We start from the raw sequence: 14,392 nt of genomic DNA, 5'->3' as shown, positions 1-14,392 counted from the left end.
TAAAAACCGGGTGGGCCGCATCATGCAACTGAACCGGATTAAAGCTGCACGCGGTTATAAATCACCAAATCGTATCGCCGGCAGACCTGCAGTGGTCGCTCCTCATCGCGTGTAGCGGCAGTTTACCGTTGTCCGGGCCAATCAGGTCTGGGTTACCAATATTACTTATATCCACACCTGGCTGGGATGGTTATATCTGGCAGAAGTTAACGATCACTTCGCCCGTAACGTGGTCGGCTGGTCGATGAAGCCCACTCTCTCACGCAAACTGGCACTACAGGGTCAATATCGGCTCCAGCTATCAATCGCCAGCACTGAAATAACTCCTTGATGTCACTAAAGGTCACCGTCGTCGGTGGCGAACCGTTTGCTGCTTTTGCGCGCAGCCCCTCTCCCGCGCGAGGTGGCGGATGCGCAGCGCCGCGGCAATCGCTTGACACTGTACATTAATACAGTAAAACTATCGCCCGCGATCAGCATACAGAGGACAAAAGATGTTTGTGGAACTGATTTATGACAAGCGCAATTTTGCCGGGCTGCCGGGCGCCAGAGAGACCATTCTTAACGAGCTGACCAAACGCATGCAGCGCATTTTTCCGGAGGCGGAAGTGCGGGTGAAGCCGATGATGACGCTCCCGGCGATCAACACCGACGCCAGCAAGCATGAAAAAGAGCTGATCAACCGCACGGTGCAGGAGATGTTTGAAGAGGCGGACATGTGGCTCACTGAAGAGTAATGCCGCCCGTCCCTCGCGGCACCCCCCTCTTTAAGAGCTTTCCCGGATGTGGCAGAGCAACGGGCAACAGTACAATAGCGGCGGTTGCAGACTGGCAATGCAACCTTCGCTCACCTGCTGGCTCTTGCATACGGCCAGCAGGTGAGCCTCCCCTCATCGCCTCACAGCGTCTCCGGCAGCGCCGCCATTATCCGATCCACCAGCTCGCGATGCTGATGCACCTTCCCGCATTTAACGATAACCTGCCTGGCGTTGTCATAGCCCGGCGCCCACAGACGGTTGTTGAGCAGAACGTCCTTGTAGACCGCGATCAGCGGTTTGTTCCACGCCGCCGCCATGTGCACCACCGAGGTGTCCGGGGAGATAATCAGCTCCGCCTGGGCAATCAGCGCCATCGCATGGTGCAACGTGTTAAATGGATTAACCACCACCTCCGGCGGCAGCGGGATGCGGATCTCGCGCCGGTGATCGAGCAGAATCACCGCGATCCCCGGATGGCGAGCCAGCAGCTTGTCGAGGAGTTCGGCCAGCTGCGTCTGCGAGAGACTCCGGTCGGCATGGCCGGCAAAAATATTAATCACTACCGCTTTTCCGCTCAGCGACGCCAGATACTGCGCCACCTCCTGCATAATCGGCCCGGGAATCGCCAGGTCGTAAGCATCCAGCCCGCAGGTGTCCAGTTTGAGATAATCGGCGATCAACTCGAACGTTTTCGTCACGTGCCAGCGCTGGCAGTCAAAATCAAAAGAGTGGGAGTAGTGCTTAATCGACGGCCATTTATTAAACCCGAGCACCGATTTCGCTTTTATTTGTCGGAAAAGCCGTAGACGATGCACGGGAATATCGAACAGCGAAGGGTCAATAATAATATCGTACTTATTATTAGCCAGTTCATTAATAACGTCGCGGGGAACGTTATGATTAAATTTTCGCAAAAAATCGGCGGACGTGACCGGGTCAGCTTCATAAATATGGCGGATCCGCGGGTTATAACGCATCACCTGGCTATTAGAGGTCGTCAGCAGGAAATCAACGATATAGCCTGACTGATGCAGGCATTTCACCAGCGCGGAATCCACCACCACATCGCCGACCGCCCCCTCGTTGCGCATGAGTAAGACGGTTTTCGCGGACGACAAATCCACCGGCTGACGGCGTCGGCGGTCCCAGAGCGCTTTCGCCACTCCCACCCGCAGGGCATTACGTACTTTCTTAGTAAAGTAATTCCGCCGTCTGTTGAGCTCCCTTATTTTATTAAACTTCTTGCGTGGGGAACCCTGCATGGTTGCATCGTGCATCATCCTAACCTCATTACGGCAATCATTAATATTCTGTGTCGTCCGATAAAGACTGAGCGAAATAAAAAAAGTTCGATTGAAAATGAAAATCATTCTTTTTTTTATTTACAAAACTCATCCAGCCCTGCGGGATTGCAACACAGCACTGTGAAGCAATAATGAGCGAATGGTGAATTTCCCGGCCCACCGTTGGCAGGCTGGCGCAACAGCGCTAAGCTGGCTGCTTTATGCTGTCAGGAGGACGCTATGCTTGAAGCAGTAGAAGGTAATATCCACCAGCGACTGTGCGCGCTGCTCGACGAACACCAGGCGCGCTACCGGGTGATGGCGCACGACGCGGTTGGCCAGTGCGAAGCCGTCTCGGCGATCCGCGGCACCGCGCTTGGCCAGGGCGCGAAAGCGTTAGTCTGTAAAGTAAAAGGAAACGGCGTCAACCAGCATGTGCTGGCGATCCTCGCCGCCGATCAGCAGGCCGACCTCGCCAGCCTGGCCCGGCATATCGGCGGCGGCAAAGCCTCGCTGGCCAGTCCGGCGGAAGTGGAGGCGCTCACCGCCTGCGTGTTCGGCGCCATTCCCCCCTTCAGCTTCCATCCGGCGCTGCGCCTGGTGGCCGACCCGCTGCTGTTTGAGCGCTTTCCACAAATCGCCTTTAACGCCGGGCGCCTGGACCGGTCGATCATTCTCGATACCGAAGACTATTTACATATCGCCCGACCGGAGATCGCGACCTTTCGCCGTCTTAGCTAACCGGGCATCGGCCCTGATTTCCGCCGCATGGCGCAAAAATCCTGTTTATTCACGCCACGATGCGTAGAGTAAGCGGGATATTTTTTGGCTTTCTTTTTTTGGCAAGGACCTCTGTACATGTTTGATACCACCCTGTTGATCCTGATGGGTCTGGCGGCGCTCGGCTTTATCAGCCATAACACCACCGTAGCGATCTCTATCCTCGTGCTGATTATCGTGCGCGTCACGCCGCTGAACGCCTTCTTTCCCTGGATTGAGAAACAGGGACTGACCGTCGGGATCATCATTCTGACTATCGGCGTGATGGCACCCATCGCCAGCGGCACGCTGCCGCCGTCGACCCTGATCCACTCCTTTATGAACTGGAAATCACTGCTGGCGATTGCGGTCGGGGTGTTTGTTTCGTGGCTCGGCGGGCGCGGCGTCTCGCTGATGGGCTCCCAGCCGCAGCTGGTGGCCGGACTGCTGGTCGGTACGGTGCTCGGCGTCGCCCTGTTTCGCGGCGTCCCGGTCGGGCCGCTGATTGCCGCCGGGATCATCTCGTTGTTTATTGGGAAGTCGTAGCCAGGCTGCCGTGATAGCGGCCCGGCGTCTGTCCGAGCCCTTTCTTAAACATGGTGATGAAGGCGGTGGTGGAATCGTAGCCCAGCGCCTGGGCCGTCTGCTGCACCGTCTGCCCGCGGATCAGCTGCTGCAGCGCAAGGATCAGCTGCAGCTGATGGCGCCAGCGGCGAAAGCTCAGCCCCGTTTCACGCACTACCAGCCGCGCCAGATTGCGCTCGCTCATCGCGAACTCCGCCGCCCACTGGCTCAGGGTCTGCCAGCGCGCCGGATCCTCGGCCATCATCGTCACCATCTGGCGAATTTTCGGGTGGTTCGATACCGGCAGTTGCAGGTGCTCCTGCGGCTGCCGGGGCAGCTCATCAAACAGCACCTGCACCAGCCGGGCCGTGGCAGGGGCGGCCAGCGACTCGCCGCCGCGTTCCGCCAGGGTGAGGATCAGCTCACGCACCAGCGGGGAAATCTTTAACGTACAGCAGCGGTCCGGCATCGGCGCGGCGCCCGGCTCGATGAACAGGAAGCACACCTGGGCGCCGGGGGTGGCGCGGTTACTGTGGGAAAGCTGCCCCGGGACCCACACCGCATACTGCGGCGGCACCATCCACATCGCGTTCTCCACCTCGCAGGTCAAGGCGCCGTGCAGGGCGAGGATCAGCTGCCCCTTACGGTGGGAATGCGCCGGAATATACTGCTCCGCCTCCACCACCCGAATACGAAAGGCAATAGCCGATTCGTGGCCACTGTCCGGTTCATAACCATCCAGACCCAGTCCAATCATCATGTTGTCCGATATTAGCGATAATCTGTCATTTTAGCTTGATTTAAACAGGGGACAAAGTCGCTATCGTAACCCCCTCGTTAGTTACCTTGAGAATGATATGTCTTCTGTGATCTCCTCCACCGGCCGCCGCCCCGCGCTGCTGATTGCCGGTATCCTGCTCATCGCCACCACCCTGCGCGTGGTCTTTACCGGCGCGGCGCCGCTGCTGGACGCGATTCGTAGCGACTATGGCCTGACCACCGCGCAGACCGGGCTGCTCACCACCCTGCCGCTGCTGGCCTTTGGCCTTGTCTCGCCGCTGGCGGCTGGGGTTGCCCGCCGGTTCGGCATGGAGCGCAGCCTGCTGCTGGCGATGCTGCTGATCTGCGCCGGCATTGCCCTGCGCTCCCTGCCCTCCGCTGCATGGCTGTTTATCGGCACGGCGGTGATCGGCTGCGGCATTGCGCTGGGTAACGTGCTGCTGCCCGGGCTGATTAAACGGGATTTCTCGCAGCATGTCGCCCGGATGACCGGCGCCTATTCCCTGACGATGGGCGGCGCGGCGGCGCTTGGCTCGGCGCTGGTGGTCCCCGTGGCGATGGCCGGATTCGGCTGGCGCGGGGCGCTGCTGCTGCTGATGATCTTCCCGCTGCTGGCGCTCGTCAGCTGGCTGCCGCAGTCCCGGCGTCAAGCGGAGGCGCCGCTGACCGGCTCAGGCGCCATGCATAACCGGGGGATCTGGCGGTCGGCGCTGGCCTGGCAGGTGACGCTGTTTCTCGGCATCAACTCGCTGGTCTATTACGTGATTATCGGCTGGCTGCCGTCGATTCTGCAGAGTATGGGCTATAGCGAAGCGCAGGCCGGCTCGCTGCATGGCCTGCTGCAGCTGGCGACCGCCGCGCCCGGCCTGGCGATACCGCTGATCCTGCATCGGCTGCGCGACCAGCGCGGGATCGCGGTGCTGGTCGCCCTGATGTGCGCTATCAGCGCCGCCGGGCTGTGGCTGCTGCCAGGGCTGGCCATCGGCTGGACGCTGCTGTTCGGCTTTGGCTCCGGGGCCACGATGATCCTCGGCCTGACGTTTATCGGCCTGCGCGCCAGCTCGGCGCACCAGGCCGCGGCGCTGTCGGGGATGGCGCAGAGCGTCGGCTATCTGCTGGCCGCCTGCGGACCGCCGCTGATGGGCAGGATCCACGATGCCAATGGCGACTGGCATATTCCGCTGCTGGCGGTGGCGCTGATTTCGCTGGTGATGGCGGTCTGCGGCGCCCTCGCCGGGCGCGACCGGGAGATTCATCCCTGAAGATGACCGGCAGCGCCCGCTGCCGGTAGGGTTATTGTGCCGCGGCGCGCAGCAACGCCTGCACCAGCGGCGCAGGACGCCCGTCCAGCGCGTGGCGTTCATGTTGAAACAAGGTGGCGACAAAAAACGGGTGCGTCACCAACTCGACGGCGCGGATCTCGCCCTCTTCATCCCAGCCGGTGACGCGCAGATCGCCCTGCTCCAGCTCCGCGGCAAACGCGCTATCCACCCCGTAGCGGCAGTGGTAGCCCTCTTCAATGCTCTCCCGACCATAGGCGCGGGCAATCAGCGTATTCGCCCGCAGCTCGACGACGGCAGAAGTCTCCACCAGCGAGCAGCTGAGGGGAGCGATCACCATCCGCCCTTCACTGTCGGTTTCCGCATGACCCGCGTCCTGCCAGCCGAGCACGTTACGGGCGTATTCAATCACCGCATGCTGAAAGCCGCCGCAGGTGCCGAGGAAAGGAATGCTGTTTTCACGGGCATAGCGGATAGCGGCAAACGCGCCTTCCGGGTGATGATACGGGCTGCCGGGAACGACCCAGACGGCATCGTACTCCGCCAGCGCGTCGCCGGAGGCGATCGACGGGGTGGCGAGCCAGTCATATTTCACCGGCTGCTCCAGCACGGCGGCAGCATCGTCTATCGCCAGGGGAATGGCCTGATGGGCAACAATATCGGGGTGATAATCGCCGACGAGGGCGAGGCGTAAAGGGGTTTTCATAGCAGGTTCCTTATGTCTGGACGAGACGAGCAGCACAAGGCACGTCAGGATAGCGATCCCCTCCGCGGAACACAATCCTTATTTTCACCCCACCGCCGTGGCCGGTGGGTGAGGTATACTGGAGCAAGCGCAAAAGGGAGAGAGGATGAAAAGTAAGCTTTTGGTCAGCGCCTGCCTGATGGGATTCCAGGTGCGATATAACGGTAGCGAGAAAGCGCAGCTGGCGGCGACCCTGTCCCGCTGGCAGCAGGCGGATCGTCTGGTGATCCACTGCCCGGAGCTGGCGGCCGGTCTGCCGACGCCCCGCCTGCCGGCGGAGATCCTCGGCGGTGCCGGCGGCGATGTGCTTGCCGGACGGGCGCGGATAGTGGAAAGCGACGGCCGCGACGTCACGGGACATTATCAGCTGGCCGCCTGGCTGGCGCTCAGCGCCGCCCGGGAAGCGGGATGTCAGGCGGCATTACTCACCGACGGCAGCCCCACCTGCGGCAGTCAGTTTATCTATGACGGTTCCTTTCGCGGGCGGCGCAAAGCGGGCGCCGGCGTGGCCGCCGACCTGCTGCGCGCTCACGGCATCACGGTATTTTCCGACGGGCAGATCCCGCAGTTGCTCGCCTGGATGGCACAGAGGGAGCAGGATGATGATTCAATGTAAACGGGTGTACGATCCACAGGAAAGCAGCGACGGCTATCGGGTGCTGGTCGACCGTCTCTGGCCGCGGGGGATTAAAAAAGAGGCGCTGGCCTGCGATGAGTGGTGTAAAGAGTTAACGCCGTCCGCTGAGCTGCGGAAAGCCTTTCACGGCGAGGCGATCGATTTCGACCACTTCAGCCAGCGCTATCGTCAGGAGCTCGACGCCCATCGCGAAACGGGCCTGCGGCTGGCGGCGCTGGCGCAGCGCCAGCCGCTGACGCTGCTGTACGCCGCGAAGAACACCGAGCAGAATCATGCCCGGGTGCTGGCCGCCTGGCTGGCGGCCCTGCCGGTTACGATTTAGCCGGATGGTCCCGGCGCCATAGCGCCCACTCATCGATGGTTTCGCCGCTGGGCAGCTTGCACTGGGTGCTGACGCCCTGCGGCGTTTGCACCGGCACCCGGGTGCCGCCGGATTGCTGGCAGTAGACCGACGCGGGATTGGCCATGCCGATGGTTTTCGTCGGCGCGGTGGGCTGCGGCTGGGCGCAGCCGGCCAGCGCCAGGGGCAAAATAGCCAGTAACTTTTTCATCTTTTCTCCCTTTCTTCAATTCCCGGGGATTTTAGCCTGAATCTCCACGTTTTCTCCATCTTGCCTGCACTTTTCCCCCGTAGATTAACCCTTGTTCTCGAACTGACCAGAGAACAGATCATTCCATAATCAATGAGTTTTTCCCCGTCGCCCCCGACGGGGCTTTTTTTTGGGATTTAATAAATTGAAATAAAAGGATTTATTTCAAAAGTGTCCACATATCGACCACATTGACAAGAATAGCCCCCTTCCAGGGGGGCTATTTTTATACTGCAAGACTAAGTTGACTGTTCCCGTAATGAGAAGCCGGGAAAGCGTCGCCGGGGATGAATCCTGGCGGCAATGGATCTGCGCTGGTTGAGCGCTTCGTTACTCTGCGCTCTACGGTGTTAAGTGTCGTGAATGACTCACTGCATTCAAGATTCTGGCATTGATGATATTGCCGGATGGTGAACTCGCTTAACCGGCGGCTGGTGCGGGTACGGGCGTTTGCGCCGCAGTAGGGACAAACAAACATGATGATCTCCCATAGGGAGTTGAACTCACGCCTATTATGGCCGCTACTGTTCAGTTTCTGCAATCCAGTCGCTTATTTTCGCCTCAAGCTCCATTTTCGTGGTAAATCCGTTATCACCGATCACATGTTCCGCTCTGGCAATTATCCAATCCTGAGTATCGATTTCAGGCTTAAAGCCCGACACGGTCAGATGCATACCCGGGTATAAATCGGCGCGGCCGCGTGCCAGGGTTATCGAAAACTGTGCTGCGCCTTTCTGGAGTTGTATCCATTTTGCCGCAGCTGCGCGCCTGGCCGCCGTTTCGTTCTGATAGGTTTTACGCAAAACATACACGTTACCTTCAGCGCCTTCCATGTAATCCCCCTCCGGCCGGCTGCTTTTCTCCTCAGCCTTTTTTCTGGCAGTATTTGTTTTGCGCTTAGTGACCTTGACCGGTTTTTTCTTGCCGAAATTAAGATCCAGCCAGTACGCCCTCACGCCGGTGTAAGCATCGCGATCGGCAATGCGGAACCTGTGACGATCTCCGCTGGCACGGGTTATCTCAGCCGATGGCAGCGCCCTACCGGATGCACTGACGCCTCCCCCAGGCAGGATAAACAGCAGACAGCCATTTTTCACGGTGGCAATGGCCCCCAGCATCCCCGCCATGCGCGTTAAAAACGACATGTCGCTCTCTTCGGTCTGATCCGCATGGTCGATCTCAATGTCGATTAGAGCCTCGCTAATCATCGGCTTCAGGTCATAACGCCGGGCTATGGCTGATACCACCCGCTCTATCGTCACATCATGCCAGGACACCTCCCTCCTGACGTTCATCTCTTCGCGAAAATCAGCGCTGTGCGCGGTGATGTCGATAACATCCGGCGGCCCGTTATGCCCCACCTCGTCAACGGTGTAGAGACCTTTGTAGATCAACGCCTCACCCAGCCAGCCGATGGACACCGCCAGCTCCGCACCACGTGGGGGTAAATCTGTTACCCCGTCAGAGTCATCTACTGACAGGGTGAGCTGGTCAGCATCAAAACCGTTGTTATCTGTCACAGATAGCGAGGTGATGCGGTCGGCCAGTTCGGTCAGGGCAACCCCACCCAGCGTGATACTAAAATCCGGTGTCTTTACGACCTCACTTAATTTTTCTACATGCGCTTCGGCTGCTGTTGTCAGCGTGTCTGCTATCGACATAACTCCCCCGTTTTTTGCTGATGATTCCATGCCCGCGCGCGGGGCTGAATCCCTTTTTGTTGTCAGCGAACGGGCAGACCGGCAACCAGGCGACGCCAGCAGACTTAACGTTGAATATTGCCCTGAACTCAAAGAGCAACATGATGGTGAACTTATGTCTGAAACTCGTTTTCACGGCGTCCGCTCTCGCGAAAATACCGACCTACAGCAGGCAATCAATGACATTGATTCCAGTGTAATCGGTATTGTTGCGGTTGCTGATGACGCCGATCCGGAAACCTTCCCGCTCAATACGCCGGTTCTGCTGACACGGGTGCGTAACGTCCTCGGCAAGGCAGGTAAAACCGGGTCACTTTACAAAACCCTCAAAGCCATTTCCGATCAGTGCAGTCCGCGTGTTGTGATTGTCCGGGTGGAAGAGGCTTCCGGTAACGGCCCCAGCCAGTCTCAGGCCGTTATTGGCGGAACAGATGGCGACAGCTACACGGGAATGTATGCCCTGCTGACAGCGGAAGCCAAAACCGGCTATCGGCCGCGCATCCTGGCGGTGCCGGACTACGACACCGAGGAAGTGACGTCACAGCTTTGCGTGATTGCCCAGAATCTGCGGGCTTTTGTTTATGGCGGTTGCAACGGCTGCGCGACCATGGCGGAGGCTATCGCTTATCGCAAAACCTTCGCTTACCGCGAGCTGATGCTGATCTGGCCGGACTTTATCGCTTACAACCCCCTGACGGATGATAACGAAACGTTTCCCGCCCCGGCTTACGCCTGCGGCCTGCGCGCCGCTATCGATAACAGCCAGGGCTGGCACAAATCGCTGTCGAATGTTGTGGTGAATAACGTTCTCGGTATTTCGAAGGATGTTTTCTGGGCATTACAGGCAGAAGACAGCGACGCGAACGAGCTTAACAACAACGAAATCACAACGCTTATCAAGCGTGACGGTTTCCGCTTCTGGGGTAACCGCACCACGGACACTGAAACCTACACTTTTGAGGTTTTTACCCGTACTGCGCAGATCCTGGCGGACAGTATTGCGGAGGCGCAATTTACCACGGTTGACAGCCCGCTCACTCCGGCCAACGTGAAAGATGTTGTGAGCGGTATTCGAGCGGCTCTCAGCAAAAAAGTCACTGCCGGTCAGCTTATCGGCGCTGACTGCTGGTATGACACGCTGGACAACGGCACCACGGATTTGCGCCAGGGAAAACTGATTGTGCGCTATAGCTACAGCCCGGTCCCACCGCTTGAAGATCTGACGCTATACCAGACCTTTACTGATGATTTTTACGAACCGGCGTTCGCGTCGCTCGGGGGTGAATAATGGCTATTCCTCACAAACTGCGGCTTTTTAGCTGCTTTGTTAACGGCGACAACTATCTAGGAAAAGTGACCTCTTTCACTCGCCCCAAACTGTCACGAAAGGTAGAGGACTATCAGGGCGGTGGCATGCTGGGTGCGGTCGGTGTTGATCTCGGCCTTGAGGCTGGCGCGCTGGATTCCACCATTGTTTTTGGCGGCCTCATTAAGGCTCTGTTTCTCGAATACGGAGCAGAAATTGACGGCACGCGGCTGCGCTTTGCGGGTGAATATTTCACTGATGGCGAAAGCCAGCTTGTCGAGGTGGAGCTGCGCGGGCGATTTACTGAACTCGACGGTGGAGATTCAAAACAGGGAGAAGACACCGAGGAAAGCTACACCTTTAAATCCACCTACTACAAATTCTCCATAGATGATCAGCCCATTATCGAAATCGATCTGCTGAATTTCATCTACAAAAAGAACGGTCAGAACATGTTCCCGGACCGCATCACCTCCGCCCTTGGTATGGGCAATTAATAACCTTTCAGAGGGGTGGCAAAGATGCCGCCCGGAGATTTTTAACATGGCTAAAAAAACTAAAAACCTGTTCACGCTGATGCAGCCGGTAGTTCGTAAAGACAGTGAGATCGGTCAGGTGGAAATCACCGGTGCCATCAGTCAGGCCGGATCGTTGCGCGGCCTGAATCTTATCCGCGTTGCCAATATGGATGCAGACTCAATTTCCACACTGTTGACGCGAGTCACCGCGCCTGCGCTGACACAAAAAGAAATCAACGAAATGCACACTCTGGACTTTATCGGGCTGGCAGAGCTTCTGGTCCCTTTCTTGAATCCGCCGGAGCCTGGAGCGTCGAACGTGGCGGAGACGGAGAGCGAGTAATCACCGTTGCGTTTGACCAGATCGATGATCTGGTTGCTGATATTGCCGTTATTTTTAACTGGCCGCCCTCTGAAGTTTTCGGCATGGCTCTTGGCGAGGTGATAGCCTGGCGCAAGCGGGCGGCGCTTCGAAGTGGTGCCAGTGATGAAGAGTCTTGATATACGCGTTGCTTTCAGCGCTATCGACAGATTTACCCGCCCCGTTAATGCTGCCCGCCAGAGTGCGGGTGGCCTTTCCGACTCCCTCAGAAAAACACAATCCACCCTGAAAGGGCTCGATAAGAGCAGAGCCACTTTTCAGCGAATGACCGCGGCCGTCGGCAAAACCGATCGTTCCATCTCACGTGCCCGCGCCCGCTTTGATGGCTTGTCAGAAGCGCAACGTAAAAACGGGACGCTGACGGAAAAACAGCAAATACTGATGTCGCGACTGGGTGAGCGGCTTGATCGGTTGACCGCAAAACGTGTGACGGAAGTGGCCCGCCTTCGTGAGAGTGCATCAGCCCTGCGCCAGCATGGCGTCATGCTTTCCGGTAGTAGTGCCACCATCGGTAACGCGATACGCCGCACAGAACAATACAACCAATCCCTTGAACGGGAAAAACGGCAACTTGCTGCGGTCACTCAAGCTCGTAAACGTTACGAGGGTGCGCAGCAGATGGCCGGGAAGTTGCGCTCTGGCGGTGCCATAGCATTAGGTACAGCAACCGCTGCCGGGTACGGCGCCGGACGCTTCCTGTCGCCTGCGGTTGGTTTTGATGAGGAAATGTCAAACGTCCAGGCGCTGACGCGGCTCGATAAAAGCGATTCGCAGCTGGCCGCCTTGCGCACTCAGGCAAAAAAACTCGGTGCTGAAACCGCCTTCACCACACGTGACGCCGCCAGCGGCCAAGCCTTTCTCGCGATGGCTGGCTTCACGCCAGATGCTATCCGTGCCGCACTGCCCGGTGTGCTCAATATGGCGCTGGCAGGCAGCATGGAACTGGGCGAAACGGCAGACATCGGCTCAAACATTCTTTCTCAGTTTTCCCTCGATGCCGGAGAAATGGACCGCGTCAGCGATGTGCTGACAGGTACATTTACCCGTACCAACACCACGCTTAGCAGCCTCGGCGAGACAATGAAAGTTGTCGGGCCGGTAGCGGCGGGGCTTGGGATTAGCCTGGAAGAAGCAGCAGCGATGACAGGCACGCTGGCGCGCGTGGGTATTCGCGGTAGCGAGGCCGGTACTGCAATGCGTCGCTCCCTCTCCCGCCTGGCCTCCCCTACTACGGCAGCCAAAAAGGCACTCAAAGAGCTGGGAGTGGAAACTGCCGACGCGAGCGGAAAAATGCGACGTCCGTTCGATATTCTTCTCGATCTACAAAAACGCGTTTCCCGCTTTGGCGAGGTGGATCAGGTTTCATTTTTCAAAGATATCGCCGGAGAAGAGGGTTTTACGAGCCTCCAGTCTTTGGTCAACGGCGCAGGTGATGGCTACCTCCAGTCACTCTATGAACAAATTGCAGAAGCACATAAAAATCAGGAGGCCTTCGCCGTCGCCAACAAGAAGAAAGACAACCTGGGCGGCGATTTGAAGGAGCTGGACAGCGCGTGGGAGGCGTTCCGTATTTCTGTGGCTGAGACAGTAGACGGCCCATTGCGCAGGCTGACACAGGGGCTTAGCCGGGTTATTGGCACTGTTCAAAGCTGGATAGAAGAAAACCCCAGACTTTCACAAACGTTGTTACTCGCCGGCGGGACTGCACTGGCACTGACCGCTGTAATTGGCGGTATGTCATTAGCTGCTGGTCTGCTGATAGGTCCGCTGGCGAAGCTCAGACTGGGGTTTGCGCTTCTGTCCGGCGGGAGCGGAATCAGAGGTACGGTATCAGCGTTCCGCATGTTGAGTGCTGCGGGCGGTAGCTCACTGGTAAAAATTAGCGGATGGCGTGCTTTACTCAGCGGCCTGGCAGGACGCATCGGCGTATTAACCAGAATGATGGTACCCCTGCGCGGTGCGTTACTTGGAGCCTTTACCTCTCCGGGGACTGCTATCAGCGCCCTGTCAAAAAGCATTGGTGGGCTGGCATTGCGGCTAACCGGGATCCCTGCTCTCTTCGGCATTGTAAAAGGCGGTATTGCGGCACTGGGTGGCGGATTATCAATGCTCTTGAGCCCAATCGGTTTAGTGGGTACTGCGTTTGTAGCTGCGGGAGTACTGATCTGGAAATACTGGGGACCAATTAAGGCCTTCTTTAGCGGTTTTTTTACAGGCGTCATCCAGGGGTTAGCGCCAGTTTATAACGCATTTTCCCGGCTGGCGCCCGTTTTCGGGGTCATTGGGGATGGCGTCAAAAACGTCTGGAACTGGTTTAAAAAAGTATTAACGCCCGTTGAGGAGAGTCGCGAGGCGCTAAACAAATGCGCCAGTGCCGGGCAGACTTTTGGCGAAGTCCTGGGGACCGCACTTAGCGTTCTGCTTTGGCCGCTTCAGAAGTTAATGGAAGGCGTCGGCTGGTTACTGGAGAAGCTCGATCTCATCCCCGATGGCATTGAAAGAGCCAGGCTGGAAGCGGCCAGACTCAGGGCTATTCCGGTTATGTGGGAATGGGATGAAAAATCCCGGCGCATGGTTAAAAGGGAGTGGCAATGGTCATCTGAAAAGCCTGCAAGCAAAGGCAGCGCCCCGCCGCCCAATGTGCTCGGGGGCAACTCTGGAACAGAGCGGCGGCTGGGCCAAATCGCGGATAACACCAAAGGCCTTTTAGATGAGGAAAAGCGCAAACGTATCGGGCCGGGTGACATTGTATTTAAAAATCTCCCTCCAGCCCTTGCAGTACGTGGTGAATGGCAGGAGTCGAGGCTTGTCCGCCAGTCTATCAGCGCTCGCCCGGTTATTGCCGCTGGCGAACCATTGATAAAACAGACGCAGGCATGGCAAGCGGTACGCCGAAATCAAAGCACCCACACGGCGGCTGCGGCTCAAGGTAATAGTTTTTCCGGTGATATTCACATCCATCTGCACGGCATTCAGAACAGCAATCCGCGCGAACTGGCGCGACTTGTTGGCGAAGCGATACGCGCAGAAATTGACAAACAGCAACGCGCTGCCCGGGGTTCGTTCCGGGACCATGATTAACAGGAGTTA

The 14,392-nt window shown here is 57.9% G+C and carries 17 protein-coding genes and 2 pseudogenes; 13 read left to right on the top strand and 6 right to left on the bottom strand.

What is annotated here, in order from left to right; translation table 11 throughout:
• Position 1 precedes the first annotated feature (1 nt).
• Positions 2-277, top strand: a pseudogene (locus ABLV52_RS14065) (IS3 family transposase); the annotation flags it as partial.
• Positions 278-494: 217 nt separating this feature from the next.
• Positions 495-737, top strand: coding sequence for a DinI family protein (locus tag ABLV52_RS14060; RefSeq protein WP_348890521.1), 243 nt, complete (start codon positions 495-497; stop codon positions 735-737).
• A 161-nt stretch (positions 738-898) separates the two neighbouring features.
• Here ABLV52_RS14060 and ABLV52_RS14055 read toward each other — a convergent pair whose 3' ends face one another.
• Positions 899-2,035, bottom strand: a complete 1,137-nt coding sequence (locus ABLV52_RS14055) for a glycosyltransferase family 9 protein (RefSeq protein ID WP_072096653.1) — start codon at positions 2,033-2,035, stop codon at positions 899-901.
• On the opposite strand from ABLV52_RS14055, the pseudogene ABLV52_RS14050 reads away from it, so the two are divergent.
• From ABLV52_RS14050 to ABLV52_RS14040, 3 genes and pseudogenes are all read left to right on the top strand, one after another.
• Positions 2,030-2,186, top strand: a pseudogene (locus ABLV52_RS14050) (hypothetical protein). The gene ABLV52_RS14055 and the pseudogene ABLV52_RS14050 overlap by 6 nt on opposite strands.
• 95 nt (positions 2,187-2,281) lie before the next feature.
• Positions 2,282-2,782, top strand: a complete 501-nt coding sequence (locus ABLV52_RS14045) for a YbaK/prolyl-tRNA synthetase associated domain-containing protein (protein WP_182962089.1) — start codon at positions 2,282-2,284, stop codon at positions 2,780-2,782.
• A 117-nt stretch (positions 2,783-2,899) separates the two neighbouring features.
• Complete coding sequence (locus tag ABLV52_RS14040; protein ID WP_348890520.1) at positions 2,900-3,346, top strand: DUF441 domain-containing protein; 447 nt, start codon at positions 2,900-2,902, stop codon at positions 3,344-3,346.
• On the opposite strand, the gene ABLV52_RS14035 is transcribed toward ABLV52_RS14040, so the two are convergent.
• The gene (locus ABLV52_RS14035) at positions 3,330-4,124 is read right to left on the bottom strand and encodes a helix-turn-helix transcriptional regulator (protein WP_072096654.1); all 795 of its coding nucleotides are present in this window, start codon (positions 4,122-4,124) and stop codon (positions 3,330-3,332) included. The two genes, ABLV52_RS14040 and ABLV52_RS14035, sit on opposite strands and share 17 nt — an antisense overlap.
• A 106-nt stretch (positions 4,125-4,230) precedes the next feature.
• Between ABLV52_RS14035 and ABLV52_RS14030 the strand changes: the two genes are divergently transcribed.
• Positions 4,231-5,406 carry a CynX/NimT family MFS transporter gene (locus ABLV52_RS14030; protein WP_072096660.1) on the top strand — a complete coding sequence of 392 codons (1,176 nt, stop codon included), beginning with the start codon at positions 4,231-4,233 and terminating at the stop codon, positions 5,404-5,406.
• 31 nt (positions 5,407-5,437) lie between these two features.
• Here the strand turns inward: ABLV52_RS14030 and ABLV52_RS14025 are convergent, their stop codons facing one another.
• Complete coding sequence (locus tag ABLV52_RS14025) at positions 5,438-6,130, bottom strand: CTP synthase (RefSeq protein WP_023289248.1); 693 nt, start codon at positions 6,128-6,130, stop codon at positions 5,438-5,440.
• 145 nt (positions 6,131-6,275) lie between these two features.
• On the opposite strand from ABLV52_RS14025, the gene ABLV52_RS14020 reads away from it, so the two are divergent.
• Positions 6,276-6,785 (top strand): DUF523 domain-containing protein, encoded by a 510-nt coding sequence (locus ABLV52_RS14020; RefSeq protein ID WP_023289247.1) that lies wholly within the window; start codon positions 6,276-6,278, stop codon positions 6,783-6,785.
• A gap of 4 nt (positions 6,786-6,789) precedes the next feature.
• On the top strand, positions 6,790-7,128 hold the full coding sequence (locus ABLV52_RS14015) for a DUF488 family protein (RefSeq protein ID WP_072096655.1): 339 nt from the start codon (positions 6,790-6,792) through the stop codon (positions 7,126-7,128).
• On the opposite strand, the gene ABLV52_RS14010 is transcribed toward ABLV52_RS14015, so the two are convergent.
• The 3 genes from ABLV52_RS14010 to ABLV52_RS14000 all read right to left on the bottom strand — a co-directional run bounded on the left by ABLV52_RS14010 (position 7,118) and on the right by ABLV52_RS14000 (position 9,057).
• The gene (locus ABLV52_RS14010; RefSeq protein ID WP_086076174.1) at positions 7,118-7,357 is read right to left on the bottom strand and encodes a DUF333 domain-containing protein; all 240 of its coding nucleotides are present in this window, start codon (positions 7,355-7,357) and stop codon (positions 7,118-7,120) included. The two genes, ABLV52_RS14015 and ABLV52_RS14010, sit on opposite strands and share 11 nt — an antisense overlap.
• Positions 7,358-7,622: 265 nt before the next feature.
• Positions 7,623-7,874: an ogr/Delta-like zinc finger family protein gene (locus tag ABLV52_RS14005; protein ID WP_004213128.1), complete on the bottom strand. Its 252-nt coding sequence runs from the start codon at positions 7,872-7,874 to the stop codon at positions 7,623-7,625.
• A gap of 43 nt (positions 7,875-7,917) precedes the next feature.
• Positions 7,918-9,057, bottom strand: coding sequence for a phage late control D family protein (locus ABLV52_RS14000; protein WP_348890519.1), 1,140 nt, complete (start codon positions 9,055-9,057; stop codon positions 7,918-7,920).
• A 154-nt stretch (positions 9,058-9,211) separates the two neighbouring features.
• On the opposite strand from ABLV52_RS14000, the gene ABLV52_RS13995 reads away from it, so the two are divergent.
• From ABLV52_RS13995 to ABLV52_RS13975, 5 genes are read left to right on the top strand one after another with little or no spacing between them, the layout of a single operon-like run.
• Entirely contained in the window at positions 9,212-10,384 is a 1,173-nt protein-coding gene (locus ABLV52_RS13995; protein ID WP_200991466.1) for a phage tail sheath family protein, read from the top strand.
• On the top strand, positions 10,384-10,899 hold the full coding sequence (locus tag ABLV52_RS13990; RefSeq protein WP_023328055.1) for a phage major tail tube protein: 516 nt from the start codon (positions 10,384-10,386) through the stop codon (positions 10,897-10,899). Before ABLV52_RS13995 ends, ABLV52_RS13990 begins: the two co-directional genes overlap by 1 nt.
• Positions 10,900-10,945: 46 nt before the next feature.
• Entirely contained in the window at positions 10,946-11,263 is a 318-nt protein-coding gene (locus tag ABLV52_RS13985; protein ID WP_082225718.1) for a phage tail protein, read from the top strand.
• Positions 11,263-11,421 (top strand): GpE family phage tail protein, encoded by a 159-nt coding sequence (locus ABLV52_RS13980; protein WP_071839164.1) that lies wholly within the window; start codon positions 11,263-11,265, stop codon positions 11,419-11,421. The genes ABLV52_RS13985 and ABLV52_RS13980 overlap by 1 nt, the downstream gene beginning before the upstream one ends.
• Positions 11,408-14,383, top strand: a complete 2,976-nt coding sequence (locus tag ABLV52_RS13975) for a phage tail tape measure protein (RefSeq protein WP_348890518.1) — start codon at positions 11,408-11,410, stop codon at positions 14,381-14,383. The genes ABLV52_RS13980 and ABLV52_RS13975 overlap by 14 nt, the downstream gene beginning before the upstream one ends.
• Positions 14,384-14,392: the final 9 nt, after the last annotated feature.

This window comes from Klebsiella sp. GB_Kp056, from assembly GCF_040064755.1.
Classification (GTDB): Bacteria; Pseudomonadota; Gammaproteobacteria; order Enterobacterales; family Enterobacteriaceae; genus Klebsiella; species Klebsiella quasipneumoniae.
Note: the sequence above shows the minus strand (reverse complement) of the source record. Positions and strands in the feature narration are given on the sequence as shown.

Excerpts from the sequence above, each read along its gene's own strand:
- ABLV52_RS14055 (WP_072096653.1), bottom strand. The coding sequence starts at position 2,035 with ATGCACGATGCAACCATGCAGGGTTCCCCACGCAAGAAGTTTAATAAA.
- ABLV52_RS13990 (WP_023328055.1), top strand. The coding sequence starts at position 10,384 with ATGGCTATTCCTCACAAACTGCGGCTTTTTAGCTGCTTTGTTAACGGC.
- ABLV52_RS14005 (WP_004213128.1), bottom strand. The coding sequence starts at position 7,874 with ATGTTTGTTTGTCCCTACTGCGGCGCAAACGCCCGTACCCGCACCAGC.
- ABLV52_RS14045 (WP_182962089.1), top strand. The coding sequence starts at position 2,282 with ATGCTTGAAGCAGTAGAAGGTAATATCCACCAGCGACTGTGCGCGCTG.
- ABLV52_RS14040 (WP_348890520.1), top strand. The coding sequence starts at position 2,900 with ATGTTTGATACCACCCTGTTGATCCTGATGGGTCTGGCGGCGCTCGGC.
- ABLV52_RS14025 (WP_023289248.1), bottom strand. The coding sequence starts at position 6,130 with ATGAAAACCCCTTTACGCCTCGCCCTCGTCGGCGATTATCACCCCGAT.
- ABLV52_RS13995 (WP_200991466.1), top strand. The coding sequence starts at position 9,212 with ATGTCTGAAACTCGTTTTCACGGCGTCCGCTCTCGCGAAAATACCGAC.
- ABLV52_RS13985 (WP_082225718.1), top strand. The coding sequence starts at position 10,946 with ATGGCTAAAAAAACTAAAAACCTGTTCACGCTGATGCAGCCGGTAGTT.
- ABLV52_RS14020 (WP_023289247.1), top strand. The coding sequence starts at position 6,276 with ATGAAAAGTAAGCTTTTGGTCAGCGCCTGCCTGATGGGATTCCAGGTG.
- ABLV52_RS14035 (WP_072096654.1), bottom strand. The coding sequence starts at position 4,124 with ATGATGATTGGACTGGGTCTGGATGGTTATGAACCGGACAGTGGCCAC.
- ABLV52_RS14000 (WP_348890519.1), bottom strand. The coding sequence starts at position 9,057 with ATGTCGATAGCAGACACGCTGACAACAGCAGCCGAAGCGCATGTAGAA.
- ABLV52_RS14060 (WP_348890521.1), top strand. The coding sequence starts at position 495 with ATGTTTGTGGAACTGATTTATGACAAGCGCAATTTTGCCGGGCTGCCG.
- ABLV52_RS13975 (WP_348890518.1), top strand. The coding sequence starts at position 11,408 with ATGAAGAGTCTTGATATACGCGTTGCTTTCAGCGCTATCGACAGATTT.
- ABLV52_RS14010 (WP_086076174.1), bottom strand. The coding sequence starts at position 7,357 with ATGAAAAAGTTACTGGCTATTTTGCCCCTGGCGCTGGCCGGCTGCGCC.